General features: G+C 58.1%; 14 protein-coding genes. 11 read left to right on the top strand and 3 right to left on the bottom strand.

Annotation, left to right across the window (positions count from 1 at the left end; all coding sequences use genetic code 11):
* The coding region (locus HGP12_RS15665; RefSeq protein WP_205926486.1) for a winged helix-turn-helix domain-containing protein at positions 1–114 on the top strand (114 nt) is incomplete at its 5' end.
* Positions 115–122: 8 nt separating this feature from the next.
* Here the strand turns inward: HGP12_RS15665 and HGP12_RS15660 are convergent.
* Positions 123–575, bottom strand: a complete 453-nt coding sequence (locus tag HGP12_RS15660) for a hypothetical protein (RefSeq protein WP_168841660.1) — start codon at positions 573–575, stop codon at positions 123–125.
* A gap of 319 nt (positions 576–894) precedes the next feature.
* On the opposite strand from HGP12_RS15660, the gene HGP12_RS15655 reads away from it, so the two are divergent.
* From HGP12_RS15655 to HGP12_RS15635, 5 genes are all read left to right on the top strand, one after another.
* Entirely contained in the window at positions 895–1,317 is a 423-nt protein-coding gene (locus HGP12_RS15655; RefSeq protein ID WP_168841661.1) for an SH3 domain-containing protein, read from the top strand.
* A 373-nt stretch (positions 1,318–1,690) separates the two neighbouring features.
* Positions 1,691–2,905: a TolC family protein gene (locus HGP12_RS15650; protein WP_246703404.1), complete on the top strand. Its 1,215-nt coding sequence runs from the start codon at positions 1,691–1,693 to the stop codon at positions 2,903–2,905.
* A gap of 2 nt (positions 2,906–2,907) precedes the next feature.
* Positions 2,908–4,044 (top strand): ABC transporter permease, encoded by a 1,137-nt coding sequence (locus tag HGP12_RS15645; RefSeq protein WP_168841662.1) that lies wholly within the window; start codon positions 2,908–2,910, stop codon positions 4,042–4,044.
* A gap of 58 nt (positions 4,045–4,102) precedes the next feature.
* Positions 4,103–4,783, top strand: coding sequence for an ABC transporter ATP-binding protein (locus tag HGP12_RS15640; RefSeq protein WP_312862897.1), 681 nt, complete (start codon positions 4,103–4,105; stop codon positions 4,781–4,783).
* Complete coding sequence (locus tag HGP12_RS15635) at positions 4,770–5,696, top strand: efflux RND transporter periplasmic adaptor subunit (RefSeq protein WP_168841664.1); 927 nt, start codon at positions 4,770–4,772, stop codon at positions 5,694–5,696. The genes HGP12_RS15640 and HGP12_RS15635 overlap by 14 nt, the downstream gene beginning before the upstream one ends.
* 254 nt (positions 5,697–5,950) lie before the next feature.
* On the opposite strand, the gene HGP12_RS15630 is transcribed toward HGP12_RS15635, so the two are convergent.
* A complete protein-coding gene (locus tag HGP12_RS15630) occupies positions 5,951–6,523 on the bottom strand; it encodes a cytochrome b (protein ID WP_168841665.1) in 573 nt (190 codons plus the stop codon).
* A gap of 396 nt (positions 6,524–6,919) precedes the next feature.
* On the opposite strand from HGP12_RS15630, the gene HGP12_RS15625 reads away from it, so the two are divergent.
* The gene (locus tag HGP12_RS15625; protein ID WP_246703403.1) at positions 6,920–7,984 is read left to right on the top strand and encodes an ATP-binding protein; all 1,065 of its coding nucleotides are present in this window, start codon (positions 6,920–6,922) and stop codon (positions 7,982–7,984) included.
* Positions 7,985–8,086: 102 nt separating this feature from the next.
* Here the strand turns inward: HGP12_RS15625 and HGP12_RS15620 are convergent, their stop codons facing one another.
* Positions 8,087–8,704 carry a TetR/AcrR family transcriptional regulator gene (locus tag HGP12_RS15620; protein ID WP_168841666.1) on the bottom strand — a complete coding sequence of 206 codons (618 nt, stop codon included), beginning with the start codon at positions 8,702–8,704 and terminating at the stop codon, positions 8,087–8,089.
* Positions 8,705–8,810: 106 nt separating this feature from the next.
* Between HGP12_RS15620 and HGP12_RS15615 the strand changes: the two genes are divergently transcribed.
* Genes HGP12_RS15615 through HGP12_RS15600 form a run of 4 tightly spaced genes read left to right on the top strand, consistent with a single transcriptional unit; the run spans position 8,811 to position 15,249 of the window.
* Positions 8,811–9,887 carry an efflux RND transporter periplasmic adaptor subunit gene (locus tag HGP12_RS15615; RefSeq protein WP_168841667.1) on the top strand — a complete coding sequence of 359 codons (1,077 nt, stop codon included), beginning with the start codon at positions 8,811–8,813 and terminating at the stop codon, positions 9,885–9,887.
* Positions 9,884–10,954 carry an efflux RND transporter periplasmic adaptor subunit gene (locus HGP12_RS15610; protein ID WP_168841668.1) on the top strand — a complete coding sequence of 357 codons (1,071 nt, stop codon included), beginning with the start codon at positions 9,884–9,886 and terminating at the stop codon, positions 10,952–10,954. Before HGP12_RS15615 ends, HGP12_RS15610 begins: the two co-directional genes overlap by 4 nt.
* A gap of 11 nt (positions 10,955–10,965) precedes the next feature.
* A complete protein-coding gene (locus tag HGP12_RS15605; RefSeq protein WP_168841669.1) occupies positions 10,966–14,016 on the top strand; it encodes an efflux RND transporter permease subunit in 3,051 nt (1,016 codons plus the stop codon).
* 12 nt (positions 14,017–14,028) lie between these two features.
* Positions 14,029–15,249 carry an alpha/beta hydrolase gene (locus HGP12_RS15600; protein ID WP_246703402.1) on the top strand — a complete coding sequence of 407 codons (1,221 nt, stop codon included), beginning with the start codon at positions 14,029–14,031 and terminating at the stop codon, positions 15,247–15,249.
* The last annotated feature ends 3 nt before the right edge of the window (positions 15,250–15,252 follow it).

The following is a 15,252-nucleotide window of genomic DNA, read 5'->3' as shown; positions in this document are numbered from 1 at the left end:
CGAACCGTCGACAGCCATATGAGCAAGCTGCGCAAGAAGTTGGATGCCGCCGGCGTCGGCGATCTCCTCAACGGCGTCAGGGGAGTAGGATACCGCCTTGGCGATTTCGGTTAGCAACAGCCTCAATGGGAAACAAGGTGGCCGCCGACCATCGTGACAAGAATGATGCCACAGACCACGGCAATGAGGCAGATTGCCGGCGTGCACTCAATACACTCAAGGGCGATGCGCAGGGCTCTGTTTTCCCGTGAACGTATCGTGGGCTCTGGCTGGCAGGGGCGTGCCTGATGACCTTGCTGGGTGTTTAAAGTCGGAGGGATCGCTCGCCGCAAATCTTCCGGCATCCACCAGTCTATTTGCAAACCAAGGGCACGGCGGCCATCATCTGTCAGCACATAGCGCGCACCATTGTTCCAGCCTGTGCTATCCTCTCTGATCACGCGAAGATTCAGCGCTTGTGCCAGCAATCTTGTCGTCTTGCGATCGACATCCGTAAAATCGGAAATCTCATAGATGCCGTCGCGAAGAATTCTCCTTAGGAGCTTCAATAGATCGGATTCATCTGGCGTTTGCATGTTCGCGTCCAATAGCGTCGGTCGTGTAATAGGCGTTCGCAAGCTCAGCACAGTTGCATGGACATTGCGTGGACGTTTGCGTGAGAATTTGCAAAGCGGCGGATCGTCAGCAGGCAAGCCGCTGCTACCGGCAAATTGTGTCTGTCCATGCGTCTGACATGACAGGAGGGCGCATATTCACTGTTCTGTGCCGTCTTCACTCGACCTGCATGCGACCTCCACAGAACCTGCACAAAAACGGGCTATATCGCCGGCAATCGTTGCGGAACATTCCAGATATGGGCAACCGCGATATGGTCGAGAAGGAAGCCATCGAAACATGAAATTCCCGGCCGAAGTAAAACAGATCCTGCTCGCAAGCGTTCTGGCGGCGGCATATCCGATGGTCGTTCATGCAGCTGTGATGGAATATTCGAAGACCGACGTGGTGCTTCGATCGGGACCAAACGACCGATTTCCGGCCGTCGGAATGGTGATGGCAGGCTCCCGCGTTCATATGTCCGGATGCACAAGAGAGTATGGATGGTGCGATGTCACCGTTTCAGGGCGAAGCGGATGGATGCCTGCCGCCGATATCGACGTCGAATACAACCATCAAAGACTGCCAATATCACGCTACATTCGCATCGCGGAAAGACCAGGTATCGCTGTCGTTTCCTTCGACATCGATACCTACTGGTCTCGAAACTACGCGCAATTGTACTTCTATACCGAGATAGGGATCTGGCGAAACATCCATTAATCTCACGACGAATTAGATCGAACCAAGACATTGATGAGATGCGCATAGAGGCTGGAAGCCTATGCGACCGCCAGGGCCACGAAATGGATCGCATAGTAACAAGATGATGATCGGCAGATCCTACAGAATTGCGTACCGACTGCGCGGCATAGGCAAAAAGGAAGCTCTCCATATATCGAATGGCAAGCTCAAGTATCTGTATCTCTTGTCGATCATGGCCGTCACGTTGATATTGCCGGCTTGCCAAACGATGGATTTAGTTCCGCCTGCGACACCTCCTCGCTTGCCCAAAGCCTATGCGGGAGCATCGCATGGGGTCGCTCGCGCGGAAGCAGGTGGCCTCGCATGGTGGGCGAGCTTTCACGACAGGACGTTGTCATCACTTGTCTCTCGCGCTGCCAACAGCAATCTGACCGTTGCGCAGGCTCGACAGAATCTCGCGGCGGCAAGGGCCATGGCTCATTCGGCGATTGCCGGCTATCGTCCCGAAGTCGGTGGCATTGCGCTTGCAAATGCCTCGACCGGCTCTCGGGTGAACAACGATTTCACACGGCGTCCGCTGCAATTGAACCTCGAGGCCAGCTGGGAGGCGGCACTTTTCGGGCAGGACAAACTAACACAGAGATCGGCTGACCTAAGCGCGGCAATCGCGAACGCGGATCTGGCGGCGGTGAGACTGGCGGTAACGACGGAAGTTGCTGCCAGCTATGTTCACCTTCGGGCACTCCAGAGACGTCACGCCGACGCCGTTGAGATGATCGGGTTGCTGGAGAAGAATTCAAAGCTTGCGAGCGTCAAGGAAAAGGTTGGGCTGTCCACGGCAATCGAAACCGAACCCCAGAAATTAGGCCTTGAGGCTGCGAGGTCGAAGCGCCTCGAATTGGAAAATGAGATCGCCATCGCAGCGCAGCAAATCGCGACCCTGGAAGGAACTTCCATTCCGGCCGCAGACATTCTCAAGCCTCAGCCGCAACCGCTCGCACGGACAAGCCTGATCGAAGGCCGGCCTGCCGATCTCTTGCGCTCACGGCCCGATGTGATGCGAGCCGAACTCGCAGTCGCTCAGGCCGGCGCGCAAGTGGGTATTGCAAGAAGCGATCTTTATCCGAAATTGCGCCTTTCGGGAACAATCGGGATTGGCGCTCCGATCGGTCACTCGTTGTTTGGGGTCGCCGGCGGCCCATCGCTGCAAATGCCGATATTCGATCTCGGTCGGCGCAAAGACGTCGTCGCGGCAAGCGAGGCGAAATTCCGCGAGGCGGGCCTGGCATATCAGCAGGTCGTTCTTGTCGCCTATGAGGAAGCGTCAAGGGCACTGCGAGAGTTCAATGCCGCAAGACAGAGAACGGCGGAACTGAGATCGCGGTTGAAACGCGTTACCATGGTCCGCAATGGTGCCGACATTCTCGTTCGCGAAGGTCTTGAAGATGGATCGAAGTCCATAAAGGGCGCGCTCGACCTACTGGAATTGCGGGCCTCATTGACCGACAGCATCGAAGACGAGGCTCGCGCCCTGATCGCCTTCCACAAGGCAACGGGCACTGCGCAGCAGGACGTCCCCCCGCGGACGTCGGACAGGCGGATGTGATCATGGCCGTGCCGATCGCGCGAAAAACTCTCCTCTATGAGTGGCGCCGGTTTCTGCCGGCGGTTGCGGCGGTTGCGTTTTCCGGGCTGCTCATGACGGCTCAGGGGGCACTTCTGTTGGGGATTGTGAGCGCGAACTCGCTTTATGTGTCCCAGTCAGACGCCAATTATTGGGTCGGCTTTCCGGGTACTCAAAGTGTCGAACTCGGGCGCACGGTCAAGGTTGGCGTATTGATGAGCCTGTACTCGGAGCCGCTTGTTTCTCATATCGAGCCGTTGCTGTTAGGATCGGGCGATTGGCGCGCGACCGGCGGCAATGGCGGCGTCAGCGTCACGGTCGTGGGTGTCGAGACGCAAGCCGACAGTGTCGGACTGGCCCGGGTCGTTCCAGCGGAACTACGCAATCAGCTACGCGAACCTGGCGCTGTGGTTGTCGATGCTTCGGACAGCGACAAACTTTCCACCAGGCCTGGCGATCTTGCGGAGGTGAATGGCCATACGGTACGCGTCATTGGCCTCATTGACGGGCTTCGCGGTCTGGGCGGGGTGAATGTCGTCAGTTCGCTCGATACCGCGCGCATGCTCGATCCGACACTGCCTGATGACGGCGCTGCAACGTATTTCCTCTTCAATGTGAAGGCCGGCAGTGATCCATCGGCAGTTATCGCGCGCCTCAATCGAAGGGCATCGGTCGAACGCTTCGAGATCTGGCCTTCGGGACAGCTGGCAAGTATGTCGACCAACTATATGCTGTTTGATTCCGGTGCCGGCATCGCTTTTATCTTCGCGACACTTATTGCCGCCACCATCGGGGCACTCATAACCAGCCAAACCCTAATGGCTGCCGTAGCAGGCGCGCTTCCGCAATATGCCACGCTTCGAGCGCTTGGCGTACCATTTGGCGGCTTGAGAACCATTGTTGCCGAGCAGGCGGCCTGGGTCGGTATTTCCGGCTTGATCATAAGCGGTGGCCTAAGCCTTCTCATTGCCCTCATTGCGCAGCTCTATAAGGTTCCCTTCGTGCTTGATGGCGTCGTTGTCCTTCTTGCTTCGCTCGTTGTGCTCGTCGTGGCAATTCTAGCCTGTCTTTTAGCAATTCATCGGCTGCGTCAGGCCGATCCCGCTTCGTTGTTGAGATGATCTCATGCGGTCCGCTATCTCGGCCTTCAATCTCCATAAATCGTTCACCGTTCAGAACGTGCGCACGAGCGCGCTCATTGATATTTCCGTCGAGATTTATCGCGGCGAGTTCACGGTGCTGAGCGGCCCTTCCGGCTGTGGCAAGAGTACGCTTTTGGCGACGCTCGGCGGCATGACGAAGCCGGATAGCGGACTTCTGCGCGCCGGTGAAATCGATCTCTCGTCGTCGACGGATGCGCAGAGGGATGCGTTTCGCTTAAAAAATTGCGGATTTATCTTTCAAGGCTTCAATTTGTTTCCTGCTCTGACGGCTCTCGAACAGGTTCAGGTGCCGTTGGACTATCTGAATATCCCTGAAGCCGAAGCGCGTGCGCGTGCGCTCGAGGCGCTGGAACGCGTCGGCCTGCTGCACCGCCAGCACTTGCGGCCCTCGCATCTGTCGGGCGGGGAAAAGCAGCGCGTCGCCATCGCAAGAGCAATCGTCAAGGAGCCGGCCATCCTGTTCGCCGACGAGCCGACAAGCGCGCTGGACACCAGCAACGGGCAGCGGATCGTCGAGATTCTGCGAGACACCGCAAGACAGTTGGGAACCGCGGTTCTGTGCGTTTCACACGATACGCGCCTGTTTTCGAAAGCAGATCGCCTCCTGAGGATGGAGGACGGGCGTCTGCTGCCTGATGAACGGCCTGCCTCCGGGCAAAACATTGACAAACGGGAATACTGGCATGGATCAAATTAAGCGCTCCCGCCGTCTTTGGGTGACCGGCTTGTTGGGATCGTCCCTGACATTGGGCCTTTTATGGATGGCCGTCGGCGTCCCGCAGGCGGACGAAAGCTCCGACACCATCGAGCGAGGCACGCCGGCAATCGCGGCCGCCGCGCGTGGGACGGTCGATGTGGAAGGAGGGCTCTATCGAATAACTGCCGTGCGCGATGGCGTCGTTACCGAGGTACGGGCGATGGAAGGGGCCTATGTGCGCAAAGGGGACGTGCTTGCCGCTCTGGATAGCCGGCAGGAGGAAGCTGCGGCGCGCATCGCCGAACAGGAGGTTTCCCAGGCGGATGATCACCATAAGCTCCTCGAAATCAAGGAGAAGAACCTTTCGAAGACGTATGAAAGAATGCGCCGCGCCGCTGTCGGCATGGCCGTGTCGGATCAGGCGCTTGCAGATGCGCGTGATGCTTATGAGACGCAGGTGATAGAAGCCAACTCCGCGGCGACGGCTCTGACCATCGCGCGTGAGCGTCTCGAAATAGCCAAACGTGAGGTCAGTCTGCGCTCGATCAAGGCGCCGGCCGACGGCATCGTCGTGCGCCAGGCGGTGAAGGCCGGCGAAGCCGTTTCCGCGCAGGCAATGAGCGAGATGTTCGTCTTGCTGCCAGATGGTCCGAAAATTGTGCGGGCAGACGTGCCGGAAGAATATCTCGATCTTGTCGGTCCCGGCATGAGTGTGGAGATCCTTCCCGAAGGACGCACGGCGCAAATCGTTTCGGGGCGCATCAGTCGAGTGTCCAAAGTGCTGTCGCATGCGAAACCGACGGAGAATTCCGGAGACCGAAGTGATATGAGAGCGGCAAACTGCATCATCACCGTCGCCCGCGACGCACATTTGGCCATTGGACAGCGCGTCGTGGTCCGCGTTCTAAAATGAAGCGGCCGGGGCCGTGACATACGACGGTATGTCAAAGGATCGGCCATGCCGTCTTGTCCGCAAAGGAGCGACGAGGTTCGCTGCTTCGGCCCTTGCCTCAATTCTTCTTAGGGCCGAACGACATTGCCTCTTGCGTAAATCATCTATCCCTAGCCTTACCGCCGCGCGTATGTAATTGGCGATGATGATAGATCTCAGGTCTTTTTGTACTCGCAACACGTTGGCGAAAGTCGCGATCCGTCGCATCCATCTTGCTACAGCATGCGCGGAAGTACATCCGTGTCTCCACCCTTGTCCGTCAGCCTGTGCTTTAATGTGCCTGCGAGATGCAGAAGGATACAGGTCAAAAGAACATAGGCGCTGTACTTATGCAGCGTTTGAAATATCGCGAAAGCTGCGTCGTTCTTGGGCAGGAGTTCCGGAATTTGGGAAATGAAGAAGAAAGGTACGCCATCGCTCTGCGTGAAGCTGCTCGACATGGAATAGCCAAGCAATGGAGTGATCAATGTCAGGACAACGATAAGACGGTGCGTGACATGCGCGAGCCATTTTTCCCAAGGCGCCAAGTTCAAAGGCGGATTGGGAAGAGAGGTCGTATATCGCCAGCGCAAGGCGAGATGTACCAATGCCAGAAGCCAAACCAGAACGCCAAACTGCTTGTGGTTGGGATAGAAAAAGCCGGCGGCGGCGACGGCATCTTCCGGGAGCCGGGTCATGTACAAGCCGGATGCCAGCAAACCCAGGATCAGAACTGCACGCAGCCAATGAAGAATTCGCATTGATAACGGATATTTTTTAATGCCGCTTTTGCGCGGGTATTCAGTCATGCCAGCTCCTTTCCAGAACGGAGAATCCGTCTTGGTTCGTGAGGATTTGCGATGTAACGAGAGGAACGGAAAAAACAATGGCACACAGCATCGCGACCATTAAAATTCCGGGCAAAAAACGAACCATATCGACAACTCAGCTTCCTTAATCATCTAAGGCGATAATTGTGGACGTTGCGCTGTCAGTTCGTGGAGATCTCGTGGAATGGTGCGGCCCGCTCAGCAAAGAAAGTCGCCAATCGCTGAGACAAAAGGACGACCGAAGTAATAGATGAACGGCTTCGCCATCGAGCATCGTGGTATCCTGCCGTTCTTTGATTGTGATCGGGATTGCCTGCGGCAGTTGGTTAATATCCGGCTGTTTCTCGCAGGCTTCCGACAAACTGAGTGATCGTGATGATTAAGAGACTGAACGGCCACATCGTTAGGGCGATGCTCATCCTGGCGCTGATCGCCTTCATCGTCACTTATCTAGGTCTCACCATTTACTATGTTTGGGTGGAGCAATGGCTTTATCCCGATGCCATTGATGAAACCAAATGGCAGATCAGCGACTTCGTCCTGATAGGCGTAATCCTCGCGATTGGCCTCATGGTGGCCTCCATTGCCGGCTGGCGTCTCACAAAGACTATAGTTGAGCCTCTGGAGGCAGTCGCCTCCGCTGCGCGAGCGATCGCCGAGGGCGATTTCACGGCGAGAGCGCCAAAAGTTCGGTCCGCTTTCCACGAGGCCAGCGCTTTGGTCGAGGACTTCAATTCCATGGCGGAGCGCCTGAACAAAGCGGAGGCTGAGCTCAAATATTCCAACTCGTCCATCGCCCACGAACTGCGCACGCCGCTGACCATTCTCCGCGGCCGACTGCAAGGCTTACTTGATGGTACATTCGAGCCGAGCTCGGATCTTTATGTTCGGCTGATTGCACATGTCGACGATTTGTCCACGATCGTCGAGGAACTGCGCACGCTGGCGCTGAGCAGCGCCGGAAAGCTGGATCTCGAACTCGATACGATTGATCTGGCAAGCGAGGTGAGGGGCATCCTCGAATCCATCGCGGAGGAACTGAGGCGTGCTGGAATAACATTGGACGGATATTTCGCGCCGGCGGTCTCGATGGCTGATCGGACCAAGATCCGCCAAGCCGTGTTGGCATTGCTGGAAAACTGTCGCCGCTATGCGCCAGGCAGCAAGGTCGAATTGCACACCGGGCAGACGTCGGATCACGCTTTCATACGGATCGCGGATAATGGGCCAGGGTTGAAGGATACAGGCCGCGAGCGTGCCTTCGAGCGATTTTGGCGAGCTGATGAATCCCGGACACGCGCTTTAGGCGGTTCGGGACTGGGTCTTTCTGTTGTGCGCGGAATAGCTAGAGCACATGGCGGCGAGGCGCTTATCGTCGATCAGCAGGGTCCTGGATTGGCGGTCGAAATTCGGTTGCCATTGAGACATGTCCAAACATAGAGCGTTCCATATGATGGCCGCGCTCACCACCGTGTGCAAATAGCGATCTCCTGTCATTCAAGGCTCAAGTTTGTCAGCTTTTTCTTCGGCAAGAGCGATGGATCAGGTCAGCAGCCCGTGCATGACAAGATCAATATGCGCTTTTAGATAGACGCTTTTGTCCAGAGCCCGGCGCTCGTCAAAAAGGAGCTTGAAGAATAGAAAGGCGATGGCGGGCGCCACGACTGCGTCGCAGAACGCCGCCGGCGCCGGCCGGAACTCCCCGAGTTTTACCCCTTCGTCGATAAGCGACTGCATTTGACGCTCGAGGGGATCGATAAATATGTCGTGGTGCCGATCGACGATCTGCGGGAAGCGCGAACCTTCGGCAATGACGAACCGCATCAGCTCCCGCAATTTGCGATCCTTGATTATGAGGTCGTAGATGAGCTCGATATTTCCCTGAAGCCGCTCCGTGGCGGTCCCTTTCAGTTCGTTTGCGCTTGCCAGCAGATTTTCGAGAGGCCCTGAAATATGCCTGATCATCGCCTCGAAAAGCTGTTCCTTGGTCTCGAAGTAAACATAGACGGTTCCCTTCGTAACGCCGACCCTGCTGGCAATATCTTCGACGCGTGTCGCGACATAGCCGCGCTCGACGAATTCTTCAAATGCGGCATCCAGGATCTGTACGGGGCGGCGGGCCTTTTGCTCCGCGCGCGTCGGCTTTTTTAGGTCGGTCATGATTCCACCTTGAGCGTTATTGACGGTTCGACGTCAACACAAATTCTATTGACTAATGGGTCAGTCAATAATATTCGTCGCGCCAACGGATGCAAGAGGTCAAATCATGAAAACTATCCTTGTCATCGCATGGCTGGGTGCGAGCGCGGTCGCGCTGTCCTCGTGCGAAAAGCAGGCCGAGAGTGAGACAAAGCCAAAGAACGTGGAGGCTGTCGTGGCCAAGGTCACGCCGGTCGTCGAAAGCAATGCCATTACCGGCGAGGTGAGTGCCCGCGTCGAAAGCGACCTCTCCTTCAGGGTAAGCGGACGTATCGTCGAGCGCCTTGTTGACGTCGGGACGTCGGTGAAGGCCGGGCAGGTGCTTGCGCGCATGGACGCCGAAGAACAGAAGGCGGATCTCGATGTTGCCACCGCGAACCTGCAATCGGCGCTCGCGCAGCAAACCCAGGCCCAATTGGCCTTCGACCGCCAGCAGAATCTCTTCAAGACGCAGGTGACGACGCGCGCTGCACTCGATCAGGCCCAGGAAACGCTGCTGACTGCCCAGGGAAGCGCGAAGTCGGCCCAAGCTCAACTCGACACGGCACAGGATGCGCTCTCCTATACGGAGTTGCGCGCTGATGCCGATGGCGTCATCACCGCCAGAAACGCCGAAGTGGGGCAGGTCGCGCAAGCCGCGCAGTTGGTCTTTACGCTTGCGCATGACGGCCCCAGGGACGCTGTCTTTAACGTCTTCGAGTCCCTCTTTTTGGGTCGCAACCTTGAAAACAAGGTCGCCGTCAGCCTCCTTTCGGCGCCATCTCACAAGATAGAAGCTTCCGTGCGCGAAATCTCGCCCACGATCGATGCGTCGACTGGAACGATCAGGGTCAAGGTGGGTCTCGAAGGCGCATCGGACATGCAGCTTGGCGCTCCGGTCGTCGGCTTGTTCCGGTCCACCGTGCGGGACGCAATCGAATTGCCGTGGTCGGCAATGGCCTCAAAAAGCGGCAAGCCGGCCGTTTGGATCATCGATCCCGCGTCATCGAGCGTGTCGCTGCGCCAGATCGACGTCTCCGGCTATGAGACCGGTCGCTTCGCAGTGCGGACGGGCGTGTCTCCGGGCGAGATCGTCGTCGTCGACGGCACGAAATTCTTGCGATCAGGCCAGGCCGTCACATACGACAAGGGAGCTGCAAAATGAATATCCGTATCACAGCCGGCCTTGCGATCCTTGGCTCATTGCTGCTGACGTCCTGCCAGAAACAGGATGAAGCTTACCATGAGCCGGCGCGCCCCGTGCTTTCCGTTGTCGTCAAATCAACCGCGGCCTCCGCGCTGACCCTGCCGGGAACGGTCGAGGCCAAGATCGAAACCCAGCTCGCATTTCGGGTCCTGGGACGGGTCATCGCGCGCAAAGTCAGCGTCGGCGACATCGTCAAGAAGGGCGATGTCGTTGCCGCCATCGATCCGCTGTCGCTGGAACTTGCGGTCAAAAGCTCGCAATCCGAGCTTTCCAACGCCCAGGCTCAGCTGGCAAATGCCGCATCCACCGAAGAGCGCCAGCGGTCCTTGCTTGAAAGCAGATCGGGAAGTGAAGCAGCCTACGAAGAGGCGGAACTTGGGCGCAGAAGCGCCAGTGCCGCGGTTGCCAAGGCACAGGCCAATTTGGACAAGGCCGAAGAGCAATTGGGATACACACAGCTTGCAGCGGAGTTCGACGGCGTCGTGACGGCTACTTCGGCGGAAGTGGGCCAGGTCGTGTCCGCGGGCCAAAGCATCGCCACCGTGGCCCGACCCGATCAGCGGGATGCGGTGATCGACATACCCGTCGCGAGTTTCGATGGGCTCAAGGTGGGGTCGCCCTTTGAAGTCGCTCTCCAGCTGGATCCGACCATCCGCGCGAGCGGTGTCGTCAGGGAGATCGCACCGGAAGCCGAAGCTACGACGCGCACGCGACGCACGAAAATCACGCTCATCGATCCGCCAGCAGCGTTTCGCCTCGGTTCTGTCGTCACCGCAACGGCGACCGTCGTTGCGGATCCGATGATCCTGCTGCCCTCTTCATCCATCCTGATGAAGGATGGAAAGCCGAACGTCTGGGTGGTCGATACCACGGCTCGCAAGGTCTTCATTCGCGCGATCAAGATCGACGGGGATCTCGTCGAGGGCGGTTCCGTGAAGATCGCAGAAGGCATCAGCGCCGGCGAACGCATCGTCGTTGCCGGAGTTCACAAGCTTGCCGACGGCCAGGCCGTCAGAGTAGATTAAGGAAAGCCCCCGTGAAAAAATTCAACCTGTCCGACTGGGCGCTCGAGCATCGTTCGCTCGTCTGGTACTTCATGATCGTCTTCATTCTGGCCGGCGCGTTTTCCTATATCGGTCTCGGCCGCGAGGAAGATCCCGCTTTCACCATCAAGACGATGATCATTCAGGCGCAATGGCCTGGTGCTTCGGCCGAGGAAGTGACGAAGCAGGTCACCGACCGTATCGAAAAGAAGCTCGAGGAACTGGATTCGCTCGATTATACCAAGAGCGAGACGGTTGCCGGCCAGACGACCATTTTCGTCGAACTTCTGCCGACGACCAAGGCCAAGGATGTCAATGCCATCTGGATGCGGGTCCGCAACATGATTGGCGACATCAAGGGAGATTTTCCGAGCGGTGTCGTCGGGCCGTTTTTCAACGACAACTTCGGCGACGTCTACGGCAATATTTACGCCTTTACCAGCGATGGGCTGACACAGCGCCAGCTTCGCGATCTGGTCGAGGATGCGCGCGCAAAAGTGCTGACGGTCCCAAATATCGGCAAGGTGGACATTATCGGCGCGCAGGACGAGGCCATCTATCTCGAATTTTCAACGCGAAAGATTGCGGCGCTGGGGCTTAACCAGCAGTCCGTCATCGATACGCTGCAGGCGCAGAATGCCGTCACCCAGTCCGGTTTCGTCGATGCCGGTCCCGAGCGCATCGCCTTGCGGGTCAGCGGCCAGTTCACGTCCGAGGAAAGTCTCCGGTCGATCAATCTTCGTGTTAATGACCGCTTCTTTCCGTTGACCGATGTCGCAACGATCAAACGTGGCTACGTCGATCCTCCCTCGTCGCTGTTCAGATTCAACGGCCAGCCGGCTATCGGGCTTGCCATCGGCATGAAGACCGGGGCAAATCTGCTCGAATTCGGCGAGGCGCTCGACAAGGAGATTGAACAGGTCACGGCCGATCTTCCCATCGGCGTGGACGTCCAGCGGGTTTCCGATCAGCCCGCCGTCGTCGACGAGGCCGTGTCGGGCTTCACGCGTGCACTGTTCGAGGCGATCGTCATCGTGCTGGCGATCAGCTTCATCAGCCTCGGCGTTCGGGCGGGGCTCGTGGTCGCCATCTCCATTCCGCTGGTGCTGGCGATTACCTTTCTCGTCATGGCCTATTCTGGCATTTCCATGCAGCGTATTTCGCTTGGGGCGCTGATCATCGCCCTTGGCCTCCTTGTCGATGACGCCATGATTGCCGTGGAGATGATGGTTGCCCGACTGGAGGTGGGCGATGATCTGAGAAAAGCCGCGACATACGTCTACACCTCGACCGCCTTTCCGATGCTAACAGGCACGCTGGTGACGGTCGCAGGCTTTATCCCCGTCGGCCTCAATACCAGCGCTGCCGGCGAATTCACCTTCACTCTCTTCGTGGTCATCGCCGTTTCGCTTCTGGTTTCGTGGGTGGTTGCGGTGTTGTTCACGCCGTTGCTCGGCGTCACGATCCTTCCGAAATCCATGAAATCGCATCATGAGCAGAAGGGGCGTTTTACGCGGGCCTTCGCATGGCTCCTGCGCGTGGCTATGCGTTGGCGCTGGATCACGATTGCCGCCACCGTTGCGGCCTTCGCTCTTTCCATCGGCGGGATGAGCCTCGTGCAACAGCAGTTTTTCCCTTCCTCCGACAGACCGGAGCTGATCGTCGACTGGAACCTGCCGCAGAACAGCTCGATCTCCGAGACGAACCAGCAGATGGCCAGGTTCGAACGCGAGATGCTGGCGAACAACAAGGACATCGACCACTGGACGAGCTATGTCGGCCAGGGGGCGCCTCGCTTCATCCTGTCCTTTGACGTGCAGACCCCCGATGTCTCCTTCGGGCAGACGGTGATCGTCACCAAGGGGCTCGACGTTCGCGACAAGGTCAAAGCCGAACTGCAGGAATATCTGACGAAGACCTTCCCCGGAACCGACGCGTTCGTGAAGCTGCTCGACATCGGCCCTCCGGTCGGCAAGCCGGTGCAATATCGGGTCAGCGGGCCGAATATCCAGAAAGTCCGGGACATTGCCCAGCAATTCGCAGGCATCGTCGGCCAGCATCCCCTGCTGTCCAACATGACATTCGACTGGAACGAGCCTTCGCGAGTGGTCAAGGTCGATGTCCTTCAGGATAAGGCACGGCAACTGGGTGTCTCGTCGCAGGACATTGCAACGGCTCTGAACAGCATCGTCGAGGGATCGGCGGCGACCCAGATCCGGGACGACATCTATCTTGTCGATGTGATCGGCCGGGCCGAAACCTCCGAGCGAGGTTCGATCGAAACGCTGCAGAACCTTCAGCTTGGCGGCTCCAATGGCAAGTCGGTGCCGTTGTCTGCGGTTGCGAATTTTCACTACGAATTGGAGCAGCCGACGATCTGGCGGCGGACGCGCATACCGACCATCACCATCAAGGCCGCAGTCGTCGGATCGACACAGCCGGCGACGATCGTCAACGAACTGCAGCCGAAAGTCGAAGAGTTCCGCAAGAGCCTTCCGAGCGGCTACCACATCGTCGATGGCGGTTCGGTTGAGGAAAGCGCAAAAGCGCAGGGGCCGATCATCGCCGTTGCACCGCTCATGCTGTTCATCATGGCGACGATCCTGATGATCCAGCTGCAAAGCTTCAGCAGGCTGTTCCTGGTCTTCGCCGTCGCACCATTGGCATTGATCGGCGTCGTCGGAGCTTTGTTGCTCAGCAATGCACCGCTCGGATTTGTCGCGATCCTGGGTGTCTTGGCACTGATCGGCATTCTGATCCGCAACTCGGTGATCCTCATCGTGCAGATCGAGCACCTTCGAAGCGAGGGCATGCCGCCTTGGCAAGCCGTCATCGAGGCGACGGAGCACCGGATGCGACCCATCATGCTGACGGCGGCTGCCGCAACGCTCGCGCTGATCCCGATCTCCAGGGAGATATTCTGGGGACCCATGGCCTACGCGATGATGGGCGGCATTGTCGTCGGTACGGTTCTGACGCTGCTCTTCCTCCCCGCCTTGTATGTTGCCTGGTTCCGAATTCCCCGCGACAGCGCGCAACACTGAAGAGGGGATCCGATGTCAAAGGCTGGAAGAACGGGTTTTGTCGTGCTGATGACCCTATCGGTATTGGCGGGTTGTGCGGGGCGGCTGGAGAATGTTCTCCAGCCGCTTGCAGCGGCCACGCCAGGCACGAGCACCGTGGACATGATGGTGGCCACTACCCGTCGGCCGACCGACAAGCCAGGCGAGCTTTATTCCGGCGAGCGCGGAACGGCGATCTCGTTCAACGATATCGTCGTTTCCATTCCTCCGGATCGAAATCGTAAAATCGGCGAGGTGCAATGGCCATCGCATGTGCCCGCCAATCCCGCGAAGGAATTCGCCGTCCAGAAGGTCGCAGGGGTCACATCCGAGCGCAATGTTTTTGAATGGTTCAGCAAGAACCGCAACGCCAAGCGGCAGGTCGTCATTTTCGTGCACGGCTTCAACAATACCTATTCCGATGCCGTCTTTCGCTTCGCGCAGATCATGCATGATTCCGGAACGGATGCCGCGCCGATCCTCTTTACCTGGCCCTCGCGCGGCAATGTCTTCGACTACCTCTACGATAAGGAGAGCACGAATTTCTCACGGCGAGCGCTGGAAGATCTGATCCTGCAAGCCGCGAAAAGTCCTGACGTCGGAGAGGTGACGATCCTCGCCCATTCGATGGGATCCTGGCTGACGGCGGAAGCGTTGCGTGGCGTTGCCATGCGTAACAAGACAATTCCGGCGAAGGTGAAGAATGTCATCCTGGCATCGCCTGACATCGATATCGACGTATTTCGCCGGCAGATGATCGAGATGGGGCCGCAACGTCCGCACTTCACGATCTTTTCCTCGACCAAAGATAAGGCGCTGCAGGTTTCGCAATGGCTCTCCGGCGGCGTCAGTCGCGTCGGCGGCTTCGATTCGACGCCCTATGCCGCGGATTTGGCTAAGCTCGGGATCACGGTCATCGACACGAGTTCCGTCAAGCCGGACGATGCGCTCGGCCACAATACGTTTGCGGATAATCGGGATATGGTCCAGCTGCTTGGACGGCGGCTGGCGGGACAGTCGCTGGATACCGGACGGGTCTCGCTTGCGGACCGCGTCGGCATGGCGGCCGTCCGAACGGCGGATCTGGCGGGATCGGCAGCGAAAGTCGCAGTCGCAGCGCCCATGTCGATCGTCAGCGATGATGCAAGGCAGGTGCTGAAGCAGCAATTTTCCTCGGGACCGTCGCCCATCGTCGACGGGCGTATCTCCTACTAAATT

The sequence above is a fragment of the Rhizobium sp. P28RR-XV genome (assembly GCF_012641385.1).
Lineage (GTDB): Bacteria > Pseudomonadota > Alphaproteobacteria > Rhizobiales > Rhizobiaceae > Rhizobium.
This window is presented reverse-complemented; position numbering and strand designations above follow the sequence as displayed.

Excerpts from the sequence above, each read along its gene's own strand:
- HGP12_RS15610 (WP_168841668.1), top strand. The coding sequence starts at position 9,884 with ATGAATATCCGTATCACAGCCGGCCTTGCGATCCTTGGCTCATTGCTG.
- HGP12_RS15620 (WP_168841666.1), bottom strand. The coding sequence starts at position 8,704 with ATGACCGACCTAAAAAAGCCGACGCGCGCGGAGCAAAAGGCCCGCCGC.
- HGP12_RS15630 (WP_168841665.1), bottom strand. The coding sequence starts at position 6,523 with ATGACTGAATACCCGCGCAAAAGCGGCATTAAAAAATATCCGTTATCA.
- HGP12_RS15660 (WP_168841660.1), bottom strand. The coding sequence starts at position 575 with ATGCAAACGCCAGATGAATCCGATCTATTGAAGCTCCTAAGGAGAATT.
- HGP12_RS15655 (WP_168841661.1), top strand. The coding sequence starts at position 895 with ATGAAATTCCCGGCCGAAGTAAAACAGATCCTGCTCGCAAGCGTTCTG.
- HGP12_RS15645 (WP_168841662.1), top strand. The coding sequence starts at position 2,908 with ATGGCCGTGCCGATCGCGCGAAAAACTCTCCTCTATGAGTGGCGCCGG.
- HGP12_RS15615 (WP_168841667.1), top strand. The coding sequence starts at position 8,811 with ATGAAAACTATCCTTGTCATCGCATGGCTGGGTGCGAGCGCGGTCGCG.
- HGP12_RS15635 (WP_168841664.1), top strand. The coding sequence starts at position 4,770 with ATGGATCAAATTAAGCGCTCCCGCCGTCTTTGGGTGACCGGCTTGTTG.
- HGP12_RS15600 (WP_246703402.1), top strand. The coding sequence starts at position 14,029 with ATGTCAAAGGCTGGAAGAACGGGTTTTGTCGTGCTGATGACCCTATCG.
- HGP12_RS15625 (WP_246703403.1), top strand. The coding sequence starts at position 6,920 with ATGATTAAGAGACTGAACGGCCACATCGTTAGGGCGATGCTCATCCTG.